This window comes from Monashia sp. HAY1-5C, from assembly GCF_056755255.1.
The window spans coordinates 1-16,231 of the sequence record NZ_JBPGXG010000110.1 but is presented as its reverse complement, the minus strand read 5'-3'; the positions used below and the strand labels follow the sequence as shown (position 1 = coordinate 16,231).

The following is a 16,231-nucleotide window of genomic DNA, read 5'->3' as shown; positions in this document are numbered from 1 at the left end:
TCCGTCGTCGGCAGCGTCAGATGTGTATAAGAGACAGGCTGCACGCCCTCGGCCCCGTCCTTGGCGACGAGTCCCGGCGCGACCACCATCGCGTCGGTGACGTCGCGTGCGCTGCCCCCGACGAGGTGGGGGTGGGCGCGCATGGCGGACGCGACGCGTCCCTCGGCGCTCGCGGCGTCGGCCGCAGCGAGCCGGCCGTACGCCCGGGCGACGGCCGGAAGGGTCATGCCCACCACGGGCATGCCGCAGCCGTCGGTCGCCACCGGACCCGTCCGCTCCGCGCCGAGCTCGTCAAGCGTGTCGCGGATGGCCACCTGGACGGGGTGGCGCGGGTCGAGGTAGGTGCCCGTCGGCCACCCGGCGACGACGCACGCGGCGAGCACGAGGGCGTGGTTGCCCGAGCAGTTCTGCACGAGCCGGCTGCGTCGGCCGCCGGCCGCGAGCAGGGCCTCGCGCTCCGGGGTGCCGTACGGCAGGTCGGGACGGTTGGCGAGGTCGCCCTCGCCGAGACCGTGGTCGGCGAGGAGGCGGCTCACGGCCGCCACGTGCTCTGGCCCGCCGGAGTGGCTCGCCGAGGCGACGGCGAGCAGCTCGGCGTCCGCCTGCACACCCAGCCGCAGTGCGGCGACCGCCTGCAGGGGCTTGAGCGCGGAACGCGGGTAGACGGGGCAGGTCCCGTCGCCGGCGAGGAGGACCGTGCTCCCGTCGGCGCGCGTCACGGCCGCCGAGCCGTGGTGCACCGACTCGACCAGCGCCCCCCGCCGCAGCACCGCCACGGGGACGTGGGCGGGCATCGACGCCGACGCCGGCGCGTCGTCGCGCGACATCTGTAAGGCTGTCAGGCTGTAAGACAGGTTGGCCACGCGGAGACGATAGGGAAGGCGACCGTCGCCGGTCAAGGCTTCCGGTGGACCTTTCTGCCGTGAGGCGCGTGTTCAGGCGTCGCGCGGGTCGTCGGCGAAGAACCGCGCCACGGCGTCCTCGACCGACGAGAGGTGCTCGCGCATCGCCGTCGCCGCTCGCTCGGACGAGCCCGCTGCGATGGCCGAGACGATGCGGCGGTGCTCGGCGTCCGACTCCTCGCGGCGGCCCTCGAGGGAGTTCAACATGCCCGACTGGCTCGCCATGGCGTCCCGGATCTCGGTCACGACGGACGCGAAGACCCGGTTGCGGCTCGCCTTGGCCACCACCTGGTGGAACGCGGCGTCGAGGTCCACCCACCGCGCGAAGTCACGTTCGTCGGCCATCCGGTCGACGAGCTCGGTCAGGCGCGCCAGCTCCTCGTCGGTGCGGCGGGTCGCGGCGAGCGCGGCCGCGGGCACCTCGACGTGTGGCCGGGCCTCCTGCAGCTCGCGGGCGGAGTACCGGCCCAGGGGCGCCTCCGCCGACGGGGCGCGCGAGACGACGAAGGTGCCGCGGCCGACACGCGTCTCGGTCAGGCCGAGCACCGCGCACGCCTTGAGCGCCTCGCGGACGACCGGGCGGCTCACCGCGAACCGGGTGGCGAGCGTGCCCTCTGCCTCGAGGCGGCTGCCGACCGGGAAGGTGCCGTCCTCGATGGCCTCGCGCAGCTGCCGGAAGACGTGGTCGACGGCGCCGGACGGCCGGTACGGCTGCCCCGCGGTCCACGTCACGGCGCTCTCCACGGTCGCCATCCTAGGTCGGGCCGTGGAGGGCGCGCGGGAGCGCTGCTACGTGACGACGGCGAAGCCGCCGGTCCAGGGCACCTTCTCGCCGGCGGCGAGGGTGATCTGGAGGAAGCCGAGCGCCTCGAGCTCCCGCGCTCGGCGCAGCGAGCCCGCATCGATGGCGGCGAGCCCACCGGACGAGACGATGTCGGCCACGACGGCCTTGGCCTCGGCGTCGTCGCCGGCGATGAGGACCGTCGTGGGCAGGTCCCCGAGCCGACCCGCGACGAGCGTGCCGGCGAAGGTGGTGTTGAACGCCTTGACCACGCGCGAGTCCGGCAGCGCGGCGGCGATCTCGGCGGTGGCCGACGCGTCCGGAGGGACGGTGAGCGAGTCGAACGTCTCGACGTCGAGCGGGTTGGTGATGTCCACGACGATCCTGCCCGCGAGGTCGGCCCCGCGAGCGGCGAGGACCTCCGAGACGGCCGGGTAGGGCACCGCCAGGACCACGACCTCGGCGCGCCCGTCGAGGTCGTCCTGTCGTCCGACGAGCTGCACGGTGTGCTCGCCCCGTTCGGCGACCGACGCGATCGCCTGCCCCATGTTCCCTGTTCCGATGATGGAGATCTGCGTCATGGAAGCGCTCCTGCCTGGTGGCGGTCCTGGTGCGCGATGCCTCCCTGCGACGATACGCCCGGGCCGGGCGGGGGCCGATGCCGCGTGGAGGCGCCGGGGCGCCGGGGCGCCGGGATGCGCCGGGATCCGCGGGCATGCGCCGGCAGGCGGCGGTCGTGTTCGCGCGGGACGGAGCGCGGGTATCTGCGTCGCATCGGACGAGATCGCCAGGAGGGCCCGTGTCCATCGAACCCAGCAGCGAGTCGACGCCGGCGCACGTCGAGGAGCTCGTGCTCGTGCGCCACGGCGAGAGCGTGGGCAACGTGGCCGATGCCGAGGCACGCCGACGGGGCGCCGGCCGCCTGGAGCTCGAGACGCGCGACCCCGACACGCCCCTGTCCGAGCGGGGGGAGCAGCAGGCCGCGGTCCTGGCCCGGACGGTCGCCGGCTGGGACGAGGACGAGCGGCCGGAGGTCGTCCTCAGCTCCCCGTACGCGCGCGCCGCGCAGACGGCTCGGCTCGTGACCCGACCGCTCGGGCTCGACGCGCGCCTCGACGAGCGCCTGCGGGAGCGGGACCTCGGTGTCTTCGACGGACTCACCGGCGCCGGCATCCGCGAGACGTACCCCGAGGAGGCCGAGCGTCGTGCCCGCCTCGGCAAGTTCTACTACCGCCCTCCGGGCGGGGAGAGCTGGACGGACGTCGCCCTGAGAGTGCGTCACGTCCTCGTCGACCTGGCCTCGATGCGCGCCGGCCGGCGGGTGTGGGTCTTCACGCACCAGGCCGTCATCATGAGCTTCCGCCTCGTGCTCGAAGGTCTGGACGAGCAGCGCCTGCTCGAGCTGGACCGCAACGAGCCCCTCGGGAACTGCTCGCTCACGCGCTACCGGCGCGGGGACGACGGGCGGTTCGAGCTCGTCTCGTTCGCCGACACCGCCCACCTCGCGGCCTCGGAGGCCGAGGAGACCCACGAGGCCGCACCGCCCGACGGCGGCCAGAGCCATGCCTCGTGAGACGCCACGCCCCGTCGACGTCGACGTGCTGCGCGACTGGCCGCTGCCGGCGCCCGACGGGGACAAGACGGACCGGGGCACCGTGCTCATCGTCGGGGGCTCCCGCCAGACCCCCGGGGCCGTCGTCCTGGCGGCCGAGGCGGCCCTGCGGGTGGGTGCCGGCAAGGTGCAGGTCGCCACGGCGGCGGACGCGGCGTCCGCCCTGGGCGTGGCCGTGCCGGAGGCCTTCGTCGAGCCGCTGCCGGTGCTCGCCTCGGGTGAGCTGGCGGTCGCCGGCGCGGACCGCATCCTCGAGCTGGCCTCCCGGGTCGAGGTCGTGCTGCTGGGCCCGGGGCTCAGGGACCCCGACTGCGCCAGGCTGCTCCTCGAGCGGGTGGTGCCTCGGCTCGACGCCCCCGTCGTCATCGACGCCCTCGGGACGGCCTACCTGACCGGCAACCTGGACGGCGTGCGCCACCTGGAGGGCCGAGTCCTCCTGACCCCCAACGTCACCGAGCTGGCATCGACCCTCCGGGTGCCGCGCTCCGAGCTCGGGAAGGACCCGGTCGACGCTGCGCGCCGGCTCGCGGAGGCGACGGGTGCCGTGGTGCTCGGCGGGGGAGAGGTGTCGTGCATCGTCACCCCACAGGGCGAGGCGTGGCGGGACGACGGGGGCTCCCCGGGCCTGGGAACGGCCGGGTCCGGCGACGTGAAGGCCGGCGCCGTGGCGGGGCTCATGGCGCGCGGCGCCGACCCCGCGCAGGCGGCGGTCTGGGCCACCTGGGCCCACAGCCGCGCCGGGGAGCGCCTCGACGGGGAGGCGCCGGGCTTCCTCGCGCGCGACCTGTCCCTCGCCATCGCGCGCGAGCTGGCCGGCGTCACGCGGACGTCGGGCGGCGGCTGAGCAGCCGGACCCGGCCGAGCCGGTGGTCTCGCGCTCGGGGCCCTGAGCTCAGGCGTGCGGGTCGCTCGGCAGGGTGAGCACCTCGGCACCGTCGCTCGTGATGGCGACCGTGTGCTCGCTGTGCGCGGTCCGGCAACCGGTCACGCTGCGCAGCGTCCATCCGTCGGCGTCCGTGACGAGCTGCGCCGTGTCGGCCATGACCCACGGTTCGAGCGCCAGCAGCAGCCCCGGTCGGAGCCGGTACCCGCGCCCCGGGCGCCCCATGTTGGCGACGTGCGGGTCCTGGTGCATCGTCGACCCGACACCGTGACCGCCGAACTCGGTGTTGACCTGGTACCCCGCCGCCTGGAGCGTCGAGCCGATGGCGTGCGAGACGTCGCCGATGTGGGCTCCGGGTCTGGCGGCCGCGACCGCGGCCGCCAGGGCGCGCTCCGTGGCCCGGACCAGGGCGACGCTCTCGGCGGGCCGCGCCTGGCCGACGACGAAGCTGATGGCCGAGTCGGCGACCACCCCGTCCAGCGAGACGGCGAGATCGAGCGAGAGCAGGTCACCGTCGACGAGGGCGTGGTCGTGCGGGAGCCCGTGCAGGACGGCGTCGTTGACCGAGGTGCAGATGTAGTGGCCGAACGGTCCGCGCCCGAACGAGGGCGCGTAGTCGACGTAGCAGGACTGCGCTCCCGCCTCGAGGATCATCGCCTCGGCCCAGGCGTCGATGTCGAGGAGGTTGGTGCCCACGGTGGTCCGGCGCCTCAGCGTCTGGAGGATGTCGGCCACGAGGGCGCCGACCGCCCGTGCCCGGGAGAGCTGGCTGCGGTCGAGGATCTCGATCATGCGGCACCTTCCACGTGGGTCCGACGACTGTCCGGCCCCATTCGACCAGACCGCGCCCCCTCGTCGGGCACCGGCGCTCCCAGCCGCTTCCCAGACTCTGCTGACCGAGTCTTGACCGAGCGGGGTCGTAGCGCGGCCGCCTCGCGGCTCGTTGTCACGGCGAGCGGGAGCCCGGTGTTCTCGCCCGATTGGTGGTCCCACCACACGCCTCGGGGGCGTCGCCTCTACACGAGCCAGGAGAACGCATGCTGTCACCGATGTCCGGCAGGGTCCGCTCCCGCACCCTGCCACTCCTCGCGGCCGCCACCCTGACCGGGGGGCTCGTCGCCGCCGCACCGGCGCTCGCCGCCACCCCCGACAGCGGTTCGGTGTCCGACACGAGCACGAGCACCCAGTGGACCGCCGGGCCGTTCGCCGTCCCCAACGTCACCGGCACCACGGGCGACGTGACGTGCGGTCCGGGCCTGTGCGACGACTTCGCGCTCCACGTGTCGACGCCGAGCGACTACGGCACGACGCACCAGCTGACGATCAAGGTCGGCTGGGCCACCGCCGCCGCCGACTTCGACGTCTACCTCCTCGACGCCAACGGTGCGGTCGTCGCGTCGGCGGCATCGAGCGCCGACCCCGAGGTCATCGTCGCGCCGCCCACGAGCGGCGACTACACCGTGCGGATCGTCCCCTTCGCCCCGCTCGGTGAGACCGTCACCGGCACCGCGACGCTGACCGACGTGCCGGCCAACCCGGCGCCGGGCACGGCGACGCCGCCGACCTTCAGCCAGTACGGGGCCCCGGAGTCCTTCGGCCGCGCCCACGACGCCGGCGAGCCCTCGATCGGCGCCGCCCATACCACCGGGTCGACCTTCTACCAGGCGTTGTACGACACGTACCGGGCCACCTGGGACGACACCGTGACTCCCTCGAAGGTGACGTGGTCGGACGTGTCGGCGACGCCGGCCAAGGGCTGCCTCACGGGCGGCTCGACCTCGCTCGACCCGATCGGGTTCACCGACCCGAAGACGGGCCGCGTCTTCGAGAGCCAGCTCGCGGGCAAGACCTCGCTGATGTGCTACTCCGACGACGAGGGCCGGACCTGGTCACCCAGCCAGGGTGGTGGCCTCAACTCCGGGGTCGACCACCAGACCGTCGGCGGAGGCGCCTACTCCCCGAACGGGACCGGAGCCCTTCCGACGTCGACCTATCCGAACGCCGTGTACTACTGCAGCCAGGACATCGCCGACGCCAGCTGTGCCGCGAGCCACGACGGCGGCGTCGCCTTCGGGCCGGCCGTGCCGATGTACTCGCTGCTCGACTGCGGCGGCCTGCACGGACACGTCAAGGTCGCCCCGGACGGCACCGTCTATGTGCCGAACAAGTCGTGTGGCGGCAACCAGGCCGTCGCGGTGTCCGAGGACGGTGGCACGACGTGGTCGGTCCGCAAGAACCCGGCCAGCACCGCGGGCGACTCCGACCCGAGCGTCGGCATCGGCGCCAAGGGCACGGTCTACCTCGGCTACCAGGCCGCCGACGGGACGCCACGAGTGGCGGTGAGCCGCGACAAGGGCCGGACGTGGACCGACGACCAGAACGTCGGCGCCGGCCTCGGCATCCACAACACCGTCTTCCCGGCCGTCGTCGCCGGTGACGACGACCGGGCGTCCTTCGCCTTCATCGGCACGACGACCCCCGGCAACTACCAGGACGCGGCGAACTTCACCGGCGTCTGGCACCTCTACGTCTCGACGACGTACGACGGTGGCAGGAGCTGGGTCACCGTCGACACCACCCCGAGCGACCCCGTCCAGCGCGGCTCGATCTGCACCGGCGGCACGACGTGCGGCAACGACCGCAACCTGCTCGACTTCATGGACGCCACGGTGGACCGCACCGGTCGGGTCGAGGTCGGGTACGCCGACGGCTGCACCGGCGCCTGTGCCCAGCCGGGTGGGGCGCAGAACTTCGACGCCTACGCCACCATCGCGCGCCAGCAGTCCGGCGCCACGCTGTACTCGGCCTTCGACGCCCTGCCGAACCTGACGCCCACGACATTGTCGGTCTCGAGGACCGGCGGGCTCTACGCCACGAGCACGACCGTCGCGAACACCGGCCGGGCCGCGGCCACCGGCGTCACGACCCGGCTGTTCGTCGACGGCGTGAACGTCGCGACGTCCGCACCGACCGACGTCGCGGCGGGACGCTCGACGAACGTGACGTTCCCCGGTGTGCGCCTCGCCAAGGGAACCCACACGGTGGTCGTCGTGGCCGACCCGGACGGCCACGTCCGCGAGTCGGACGAGACCGACAACCGGCGCCAGACGCAGGTCCTCCGGTGAGCCCGGGGACGCCGGCTCGCGGGGGCGCCGTCGTCGCGGCGCTCATGGCGCTGACGCTCCTGTCCGCCTGCGGCGAGGACGAGCTGGAGGCCGCCGTGGCGCAACCCGGCACCGGCGCGTCCCCGGCTGCGATGGTCTGCGCCAGGGACGCGAAGCCCGTCGACCTGCCGGACGGGTTCCCCCAGCAGGCGACGTTGCCCGCCGGCTACGTCGTCACCGGTGTCCAGGCCCGTAGCGGTGGGCGAACCGTGGTCACGGCCGTCTCCCCGACGTCCTTCGAGCAGACGCTCGCCGACATGCAGCGCGCCTACTCCACCCGCGGCTGGACGGCATCGGACGGGGAGGTCGAGGAGCGGGACGCGGAGTCCGACTTCGACGGCAACGGTCTCCGCGGCCGGTGGGCCATCCGGCAGGTCCCGGACTGCACCGGCAACACCGCGGTCAGCGTGCTCATCGGGACGTGAGGCCCGCAGGTGGCGGGGCGTCGCGACCCCACACCCCGACCCCCGCCACCTGCGCCCACCTCGCCGGCCGCCGCGCCGCCGTGGCACCGCGCCGCCGTGGCGGGGGTGCCACGGCGGCGTGCGTTTGCCGGACGCGACGCGGCCCGCCGGAGCACGATGTGCCCATGGACGGGGCACGGTGACCGGCACGAGCGGGCTGCGGCCCGCCGCAGGCCGCCCCCTGCTCCACCACCTCCGCGTCCTCCTCCTCGTCGGGGGCTCGTACTACCTCGGTGCGCGCCTCGGCCTCGGCATGTCCCTCGTCGAGCGCAACGTCACCCCGCTGTGGCCACCGACGGGCATCGCCGTCGCGGCGTTCCTCCTGCTCGACCGCCGACGCCGGCCCGTGGTCACCCTCGCCGTCCTCCTGTCGGCGTTCGCCGTCAACCTGCCCATCAGCGCGAACCCGCTGGCCGCCGGGGTGACGGCGGTCGGCAACGCCGCGGCCCCGCTCGTCGCGGCCCTGCTGCTGCACCGCTTCGGCTTCCGCCGCCAGGTCGACCGCCTCCGCGACGCGCTCGCCATCGTCTTCCTCGGCGCCCTCGCCAGCATGACGGTCAGCGCCACGGTCGGCGCCGTCACGCTCGCGGCGTCGGGGGCCATCGGCGTCGACGCCCTGCCGACCGCGTGGGCGGTGTGGTGGACGGGGGACGCCATGGGGGTGCTCGTCGTGACGCCCTACCTGCTCAGCGTGCCGCTCGTCATCGACCGCGCGTGGCGCAGGAGCCAGTGGCTGGAGGGCCTCACCGTCCTCGTCGCGTCGGGCCTGGTCACGGGCTGGGCGGCCTTCTCCCACATGGTCGTCCTCGTCGTGGTCCTGCCGGTCCTCGGGTGGGCGGCGTGGCGGCTGCAGCTGCGCGGTGCAGCCCCCGCCGCCCTCGTGGCCTCCGCCGTCGCCACGTGGGCTGCAGCCCACCAGCGCGGCCCGTTCGAAGGCCGCTCCCTGCTCGAGCAGATGGTGAGCCTCCAGGCGTTCAACGCCTGCGTCGCGCTGACGTCGTTGATCCTCGCCTCGCTCGTCAGCGAGCGGCTCGAGGCGGCGAGCACCCTGGCACGGTCCGCGGCCGAGCTCGAGGCGCGGGTGGCCCAGCGCACCGCCGACCTGCAGACCGCCAACGCGCGGCTGCGCCGCGAGATCCGCGAGCGCTCCCAGGCGCAGCGCCTGCTGAGCCACGAGGAGGCCCGCGCCACGAGGGAGCACCACATCGCGGAGGTCCTCCAGCGCAGCATGCTCCCCGGTGGCCTGCCCGACCTGCCCGGCCTCGACGTCGCCGCCCGGTACCTGCCGGCGACGGCGGACGTGCAGGTCGGCGGGGACTGGTACGACGTGATCCCCCTGCGGCACGGGCTCGTCGGCCTCGTCATCGGCGACGTCGCCGGCCACGGTGTGCACGCCGCGGCGACCATGGCGCAGGTGCGCATGGCCGTGCGGGCCTACGCCGTCCAGGACCCCTCGCCGGCCCGCGTCCTGCGTCGCGTCCACCGGCTCCTGACGCGCCTGGCCACCGACGAGATGGTCACCCTGCTCTTCCTCCTGCTCGACCCGGCACAGGGCACCGTGCGCCTCTCGAGCGCCGGGCACCCGCCGGCGCTCCTCGTCGACGCCGACCGGGCCCGGTTCCTCGACGGCGCCCTCGCGCCGCCGCTCGGCGTCACCCCGGCCCGGACCTTCGCCGAGGTCGAGCACCTGCTGCCGGCCGGGGCGACCCTGCTGCTCTACACCGACGGGCTCGTCGAGCGTCGCGGTGTCGCGATCACCGAGGGCCTGGACCGGCTGAGCGCCGGCGCGCTCCGCCTCGTGCAGCCCGATGCCGGACACGATGCCGGTGACCTCGACACCGTCTGCGACGCGCTCCTGGCCGAGCTCCTCGGCGAGGCCGACCGCTCGGACGACGTCGCCCTCCTCGCCGTCCGCCCGGTGGGGACCGGCACCGGCGCCCTGCGGCTCAGCGTCCCGGCGGACGCCCGCTCGCTCGCCGAGGTCCGCACCGCGATGCGCCGATGGCTGCGGGAGGTGGGCGTCTCGCCGGAGGACGAGGTCGCCCTCCTCGTGGCCTGCGGGGAGGCATGTGCGAACGTCGTCCAGCACGCGTACAGCGGTGCCCCGTCGCCGGGGACCATCGACGTCGAGGTGCGCCGACGCGTCGGCGCGGACGGAGGCGTCGACGCCGTGCAGGTCGCCGTCCAGGACCACGGGACGTGGCGCGTGCCCGCGGCCCGCGGCGGTGGCTGGGGGCTCGGCGTGATCCGGGCTTTGACGGAGTCCGTCGACACGCGACACGATCCGGGGGGCACCGTCGTGACGATGACACGTGCGGTCCGGAGAGGAGCTGTCCCGTGAACGACCTCGCGCACGTCGACGCCGCACTGCACGACGAGCTCTGCCTCGTCCGTGTCCGCGGGGAGATCGACCTGTCCAACGCCTCCGACGTCGGGGACGCGGTCGCCGCAGCGGTTCCCGGGGCCGCGGCGCGGGTCGTCGTCGACCTCAGCGGTACCACGTACCTCGACAGCACGGGCATCGCGATGATCTTCCACCTGTCCGAACGGCTGGGTCACCAGCGCCAGCCCCTGCGGGTCGTCGTGCCGCCGACGTCGGTGATCCGCAGGGTCGTCGACATCACCGACCTCGGCGCGGTCATCCCCGTCGACGACGGCCCGCCCGAGCTGGCCTGACGCGCCTCACCCCGGACCGGCGGGAGGCCCTGCCGCGCAAGGCTGCCCGGCCGAGAGGCACTTTCCTGTGGGTCGTCGCGGACCTGTGGGCAGGAGCGTCACGCGGACCTACACTGAAGACGCGTCGCTGCTGCACGCCATCGACCGTTGGGGGCCCAACATGCCGGCACGACGTACGACCTTCCTCGCGGCCTGCGCCGCGGTCCTCCTGCTCGGAGCCGGCGTGCCGGCCGCCGTCTCGGGCACGGTCCCGAGCGCCGTGCCGGCCACGCTCGCGACCACCACCCTGACGCCGGCCGACCAGGCGCGCGCGGTCTTCGACCGGATGACCGCCGCGCAGCGGATCGGGCAGCTGTTCATGGTGGGCGGCCCGGCAACAGGCCTCGGGTCCTCGACGCAGGCGGCCATCACGCAGTACCACGTCGGCAACCTCGTCCTCACCGGCCGGACGACCTACGGCGCGGCCCCGGTGCGCTACCTCACCGCCCACGCCGACGCGCTGACGACGTCGGCGGCCACGGCCGGCGTCCCCCTCTTCATCGCGACCGACCAGGAGGGCGGCTACGTGCAGGTGCTCCAGGGCACCGGGTTCTCGCGGATGCCGACGGCACTGACGCAGGGCACGTGGTCCGACACGACGCTGACCGCGAGCGCGACGACGTGGGGGCGGCAGGTGTTCCGCTCCGGGGTGGACCTCGACCTGGCACCGGTCATGGACACCGTCGCCAAGAGCTTCGCCAGCCTCAACCAGCCGATCGGGTACTGGGACCGGGAGTACGGGTACACGCCCTCGGTCGTCGCCGACAAGGGCACGGCGTTCCAGCACGGCATGCAGACCTCCGGTCTGGCGATGACGGCCAAGCACTTCCCGGGTCTGGGCCGCGTCACCGGCAACACCGACACGTCGGCCGGCGTCACCGACACCGTCACGACGCGCACCTCGGCCGACATCGGGCCGTTCCGCGCGGCCATCGCCGCCGGTTCGCGGGTGCTCATGGTCTCGTCGGCCTACTACCGGCTCATCGACGCCGCGCACCCGGCCGTGTTCTCACCCACCGTCATCGGCGGGATGATCCGCGGCGACCTGCACTTCACCGGGATCGTCGTCAGCGACGACCTCGGCAGCGCCCGGCAGGTCACCGGCTGGACGCCGGCGGCGCGGGCCCTGCACTTCCTCGAGGCCGGCGGTGACGTCGTCCTGACCGTCACCCCGACCGTGGTGCCGGCCATGGTGCAGGCGGTCACGGCACGGGCGGCGTCCGACTCGGTCTTCCGGGCCAAGGTCGACGCGGCGGTGCTCCGGGTCCTCACGGTCAAGGCGCAGGACGGACTCCTCGCACCGCGGCCCCCGGTCAACGGCTCCCTCGGGTCCTCGACGATCGTCGCGCTCCAGCGCTGGTTGGGCGTCACCCGCACCGGCGTCTTCGACACGACGACCATCCGCGCCCTGCAGGCCCGCATCGGGATGGACGTCGTCGGCGTCTGGGGCCCGCGCTCGATGGCCGCGATGCAGTCCTACCTCGGCCTCTACCGCGACGGCGCGACGACGTGGAACGCCCGGACCGTCGCCGAGCTGCAGCGCTACCTCGCCACGCAGCTCTGACCCGCAGACGCGTCCGACCAGGGAGACGAGGAGCCGTCGTCGGCCGCGCTCCTGCCGCTGCTCGGCGTCGTCGTCACGGGGAGCCGTCGTCGGCCGACTGCGCGCGCCGGACCCGCGTCGCTACTCGACGGCCGTGCTCGGCACGTCGTCGTCCGGCGTCGGCACGTCGGTGACCCGGGCCGTGTGGGCCGACACGACGTAGGGGTTGCCGCGGGCGACCGCGTCGGCCACGGCGTCGACCCACGGCTCCGGCATCGGCGCGAGCCCGGCTCCGGCGATCGCCTCGACGAGCGCCTGCGTGGCCTCGTCGTGGGACCGGTGCCGACCCCGGCGCACGAGGTCGTTGATGATCGTCTGCAGCTGCTCGTCGCGGGCGAGGGCGGCCCGCTCGAGAGCGCGGTCGTCCATCGGGTCCGTCGTCGGCTCCATCGCTGCCTCCTCGGGTGTGGGGACCGCCTCCGCCGCGCTCCTCCGGAGGGGGCCGTACCCGCTCGGTTCGACTCCTGCACGCCGGTTGCCTACACTCGCTGGGTCCATCCGCACGGATCCGGGGCAAGGGGACCCGCCGACAGGAAGTTCGTTCGTGGGTCTGACCGTCCTCGAAGCCGTCCTCGCAAGCATGCTCGCCACCCTCGGGTGCCTCGTCGCCGCGCCACGCCGCTCCTCCGGCCGCGTCCGCCGCGCCGCACCGGCGTCGTGGCCCGCCCGCGCCCTCTTCCCCCTCGTCCCGCTCGGCCTCGTCGGCGGTGGGATGCTCCTGCTCGGCGCCGCGAGCGACGTGGCCGTCGCGGTCGGCGTCCTGTGGGTGCTGTCCGTGCCGTGGGTCCTCGTCACGAGACGCTGGGGGGTGTGGGCGCACGCCGCGTGGTCGCTCACCGTGTCCGCAGGTCTCGCCTACCTCGGCGCGATGCTCTGGTGGACGCTCGGCTCCGGGCTCACCGGGCTGACCCTCGTCGGCGCGTGGCTGCTGCTCGGTCTCGAGGTCGCGGCGTTCGTGCTCCTCCTCGCCTACGGCTGGGAGATCTTCGACGTGCTCGGCAGCCGGCAGTGGCGCCGCCGCCTCGCACCCGGGACGACGTCCGTCGTCGCCACCCGCACCGACCTGCCGTTCGTCTCGATCCACGTGCCGGCCCACAACGAGCCGCCGGACATGCTCATCGACACCCTGCGCTCGCTGGCCGCCCTCGACTACCCGGCGTACGAGGTGCTCGTCATCGACAACAACACCGAGGACGACGCGCTCGTCGAGCCGGTCGCCGCGTTCTGCGCCGCCCACCCCGAGGTCTTCCGGTTCCACCGCCTCCTCGACTGGCCCGGGTACAAGTCGGGGGCCCTCAACTACGCCCTGACCGTGACGGACCCACGGGCCCTCGTCGTCGGCGTCGTCGACGCGGACTACCAGGTCGACGCGGACTGGCTGCGCCAGACGGTCGGTGCCTTCGACGACCCGAAGGTGGCCTTCGTGCAGTCCCCGCAGGACTACCGGGACTGGGAGGGTTCGGGCTACCTGCGCCGCCTCTACTTCAGCTACGACTACTTCTTCTCGGTCTCGCAGCCCTCCCGTGACGAGCGGGACGCCGCGATCTTCGGCGGCACCATGGGGCTCGTGCGCCTCCAGGCGCTGCGCGACGTCGGCGGCTGGGACGAGTGGTGCGTCACCGAGGACGCCGAGCTGTCCCTGCGCCTGCTCGCCGCGGGCTGGAGCGGCCACCACGTCGACCGGCCCTTCGGCCGCGGGATCATGCCGCTGACGTTCGAGGCGCTCAAGGGCCAGCGCTTCCGCTGGTGCTTCGGCGGGATGCAGATCCTGCGGCGGCACTGGCGGGTCCTCATGCCGTGGAACCGGTCGACGCCGATGTCGCGCAGCCAGCGCCTCGCCTACCTCGTCGGCGGCCTCCAGTGGACCGGTGACCTGCTCTCGCTCGTCTTCGGTGCGGTCGTCGTCGTCAGCCTCGTCGACGTCGCGCTCGGTGGCGGCCTCGTCGTCCAGCGCCTGAGCGGCCTCATGCTCGTCGCCGTCCCGGCCCTGCTCCTCTTCGGCCTGCTCCGGGCGGTCGCCGTCGTCAAGCTCGTGGCCCAGCGGGCGACCTGGCGCGACGCCGTCGGGGCCTTCGTCATGTGGCTCTCGCTCGGCTGGGTCGTGTCGCTGGCCGTCGTGCGTGGCCTGACCGAGCCCGCCGGCGTCTTCCTCCGGACCCCCAAGGTCAAGGGGGAGGTGCGGCTGTCGGACGCGGTGCGCTCCAACCGTGCCGAGCTCGCGTCGGCGCTCGTGGCCGGGGTCGCCGTGCTGTCCGCCGTCCTCGTCCGACCGGGGCTCGTCGCGCTCGGGCTGGCGGCGCTGCTCGTCGTCCCCGTCGTCGGCTGGCTCGCCGCACCGGCCAACACGCTCGCCGCCTTCCGCGCCGACCTCCCGCCACGGCTGCGCGCACGCCGCGACTCGGAACGGGCCCGGGCCTGGTGGGGCCGCGTCGGTGGTGCCCGGGGGTCGCTCGCCACGGCGGCCGCGGCCGCCGCCGTCCTCGGTGTGGTGGCCCTCGTCGTGTCGCCGGCGTCCCAGCAGTCGCCGCGCAACAGCGCGATGCCCGCGCTGCCGCGGACCACCGTGACCGTCCAGCCGGACCCCGCCACGGGGACGGGCGCGCGGACGTGGACACCCTCGACGACCTCGGCTGACGCCGCGGTGTCCTCCACCGGCACGCCGACGCCCGGTTCCCCGAGCGCCACGAGCCGCGTGGGGTCGGTCGCGCCGGTGACGACCGCGCCCGCCCCCGCCACGACGTCCGCCGCGCGGCCCACGGCCGTCCCGACGACGCCGCCGGGCACGCCGTCGACGGCCACGCGCCCGACCCAGGCGCAGACGGTCCCCGGTGCGACGAACCGTCCGACGAAGACCAAGTCCACGGGACCGCCCCCCACTCCCTGAGCGGCGCCGGTCCGCGCCCGCTCGTCTGCGCCCTCATCGGCCGACGTCCCGACCCGCGTCCGCTGGCAGGATGGCGCCATGAGCCCGGACGTCCCCCTCAGCGTGCGCACCCCGTCCCCGCTCGGTGAGTTCCTCCGCGCGCGCCGTCGCGCGCTCGCCCCCGAGGACGTCGGCATCAGGCGGACCAAGGGCCGTCACCGCGTCGGTCTGAGCCGCACCGAGGTCGCCGAGCTCGCCGAGATCTCCGTGGCCTACTACGACCTCATCGAGCGGGGCCGCGACCTGCGCCCGAGCGCGTCCGTCCTCGACGGCCTCGCCAGGGCCCTGCGCCTCGACGCCGACGGCCGCACCCACCTGCACGGGCTCGCCACCGGGGGCCCGCGGCGGCGGCACGCCGAGCCGGAGGAGCTCACCGACGAGCTCGCCGAGCTGCTCGAGGCGGTGCTGCCCAACCCCGCCTACGTCGTCGGCGCGCGCTGGGACGTCATCGGCGCCAACCGTGCGGCGTGCCGCCTGTTCACCGACTGGGAGGGCCGGCGGACCAAGCGCGAGCGCAACCTCCTGTGGTTCTACTGCTGCGACCCCGCGGCGCGGTCGCTCTTCGTCGACTGGGTGCAGGAGGCGGCGGACCAGCTGGCCCTCTTCCGCGAGGCCTACGCCCGCCACCCCGACGACCCGGGCTTCCAGCGCGTCCTCGACGAGGTGTTCCGCGGCAACCCGGACACCGTCGAGTGGTGGGAGCGCCACGACAGCGACCCCACCCGCGGCCGTACCAAGCGGATCCGTCTCGAGGACGGGCGCGTCGTCCGGCTCCGGCAGCTCGTGCTCCAGGCGCTCGACGAGCCCGACATCCGCGTCATCAGCTACTTCGTCGACGCCGACGAGGACCTCGACGCCGCGGACCTCGACGCCTGACGCCCGTCCGGCCCGGCCTGACCGGGGCTCGCGCGGGGAGGCGCCCCGTCCCACGAACGGACGAGGCGCCCCGGTGCGGTGGCTCGGGGGGCGGTGGCCGCTAGCGTCGGCGTCGGGTGCCGAAGATGCTGCGGGTGATCTCGCGGCCGATGACGGTGCCGGCAGAACGCAGCATCGAGCGGAAGGCCGTGGACTGCACGACCTGCTCGACGATGCCGGGGTCCTCCTTCGGCTCACGCCTCGGGGTCGATGTCGACGCCGGGGGCGGGGGCTGTCTCTTATACACCTCTGACGCTGCCGACGACGGA

General features: G+C 74.4%; 14 protein-coding genes and 1 pseudogene. 9 read left to right on the top strand and 6 right to left on the bottom strand.

Features of this window, described 5'->3' with window-relative positions; translation table 11 throughout:
* The 3 genes from ACR9ZK_RS15845 to ACR9ZK_RS15835 form a co-directional block, all read right to left on the bottom strand.
* The coding region (locus tag ACR9ZK_RS15845; RefSeq protein WP_481342915.1) for an asparaginase at positions 1 to 827 on the bottom strand (827 nt) is incomplete at its 3' end.
* Positions 828 to 935: 108 nt separating this feature from the next.
* Positions 936 to 1,646, bottom strand: coding sequence for a FadR/GntR family transcriptional regulator (locus ACR9ZK_RS15840; RefSeq protein WP_481342914.1), 711 nt, complete (start codon positions 1,644 to 1,646; stop codon positions 936 to 938).
* Positions 1,647 to 1,691: 45 nt separating this feature from the next.
* Entirely contained in the window at positions 1,692 to 2,264 is a 573-nt protein-coding gene (locus tag ACR9ZK_RS15835) for an NADPH-dependent F420 reductase (RefSeq protein ID WP_481342913.1), read from the bottom strand.
* A 218-nt stretch (positions 2,265 to 2,482) separates the two neighbouring features.
* Between ACR9ZK_RS15835 and ACR9ZK_RS15830 the strand changes: the two genes are divergently transcribed.
* Both ACR9ZK_RS15830 and ACR9ZK_RS15825 read left to right on the top strand, forming a co-directional pair.
* A complete protein-coding gene (locus ACR9ZK_RS15830; RefSeq protein WP_481342912.1) occupies positions 2,483 to 3,256 on the top strand; it encodes a histidine phosphatase family protein in 774 nt (257 codons plus the stop codon).
* Positions 3,246 to 4,139, top strand: coding sequence for an NAD(P)H-hydrate dehydratase (locus ACR9ZK_RS15825; protein ID WP_481342911.1), 894 nt, complete (start codon positions 3,246 to 3,248; stop codon positions 4,137 to 4,139). Before ACR9ZK_RS15830 ends, ACR9ZK_RS15825 begins: the two co-directional genes overlap by 11 nt.
* A 48-nt stretch (positions 4,140 to 4,187) precedes the next feature.
* Here the strand turns inward: ACR9ZK_RS15825 and map are convergent, their stop codons facing one another.
* The gene (gene map, locus ACR9ZK_RS15820) at positions 4,188 to 4,970 is read right to left on the bottom strand and encodes a type I methionyl aminopeptidase (RefSeq protein ID WP_481342910.1); all 783 of its coding nucleotides are present in this window, start codon (positions 4,968 to 4,970) and stop codon (positions 4,188 to 4,190) included.
* A 245-nt stretch (positions 4,971 to 5,215) separates the two neighbouring features.
* On the opposite strand from map, the gene ACR9ZK_RS15815 reads away from it, so the two are divergent.
* The 5 genes from ACR9ZK_RS15815 to ACR9ZK_RS15795 all read left to right on the top strand — a co-directional run bounded on the left by ACR9ZK_RS15815 (position 5,216) and on the right by ACR9ZK_RS15795 (position 12,085).
* Positions 5,216 to 7,303 carry a CARDB domain-containing protein gene (locus ACR9ZK_RS15815; protein ID WP_481342909.1) on the top strand — a complete coding sequence of 696 codons (2,088 nt, stop codon included), beginning with the start codon at positions 5,216 to 5,218 and terminating at the stop codon, positions 7,301 to 7,303.
* The gene (locus ACR9ZK_RS15810; RefSeq protein WP_481342908.1) at positions 7,300 to 7,767 is read left to right on the top strand and encodes a hypothetical protein; all 468 of its coding nucleotides are present in this window, start codon (positions 7,300 to 7,302) and stop codon (positions 7,765 to 7,767) included. The genes ACR9ZK_RS15815 and ACR9ZK_RS15810 overlap by 4 nt, the downstream gene beginning before the upstream one ends.
* 178 nt (positions 7,768 to 7,945) lie before the next feature.
* Positions 7,946 to 10,147 carry an ATP-binding SpoIIE family protein phosphatase gene (locus ACR9ZK_RS15805; RefSeq protein WP_481342907.1) on the top strand — a complete coding sequence of 734 codons (2,202 nt, stop codon included), beginning with the start codon at positions 7,946 to 7,948 and terminating at the stop codon, positions 10,145 to 10,147.
* A complete protein-coding gene (locus tag ACR9ZK_RS15800; protein ID WP_481342906.1) occupies positions 10,144 to 10,482 on the top strand; it encodes an STAS domain-containing protein in 339 nt (112 codons plus the stop codon). Before ACR9ZK_RS15805 ends, ACR9ZK_RS15800 begins: the two co-directional genes overlap by 4 nt.
* A 160-nt stretch (positions 10,483 to 10,642) precedes the next feature.
* A complete protein-coding gene (locus ACR9ZK_RS15795; RefSeq protein WP_481342905.1) occupies positions 10,643 to 12,085 on the top strand; it encodes a glycoside hydrolase family 3 N-terminal domain-containing protein in 1,443 nt (480 codons plus the stop codon).
* 120 nt (positions 12,086 to 12,205) lie between these two features.
* Here the strand turns inward: ACR9ZK_RS15795 and ACR9ZK_RS15790 are convergent, their stop codons facing one another.
* Entirely contained in the window at positions 12,206 to 12,514 is a 309-nt protein-coding gene (locus ACR9ZK_RS15790) for a hypothetical protein (RefSeq protein WP_481342904.1), read from the bottom strand.
* Between the two features lie 154 nt (positions 12,515 to 12,668).
* Between ACR9ZK_RS15790 and ACR9ZK_RS15785 the strand changes: the two genes are divergently transcribed.
* Together ACR9ZK_RS15785 and ACR9ZK_RS15780 are read left to right on the top strand one after the other, a co-directional pair.
* A complete protein-coding gene (locus ACR9ZK_RS15785) occupies positions 12,669 to 15,008 on the top strand; it encodes a glycosyltransferase family 2 protein (protein ID WP_481342903.1) in 2,340 nt (779 codons plus the stop codon).
* A 78-nt stretch (positions 15,009 to 15,086) separates the two neighbouring features.
* Entirely contained in the window at positions 15,087 to 15,923 is an 837-nt protein-coding gene (locus tag ACR9ZK_RS15780; protein ID WP_481342902.1) for a helix-turn-helix domain-containing protein, read from the top strand.
* Between the two features lie 100 nt (positions 15,924 to 16,023).
* Here the strand turns inward: ACR9ZK_RS15780 and ACR9ZK_RS15775 are convergent.
* Positions 16,024 to 16,231: pseudogene (locus ACR9ZK_RS15775) on the bottom strand (helicase HerA-like domain-containing protein); the annotation flags it as partial.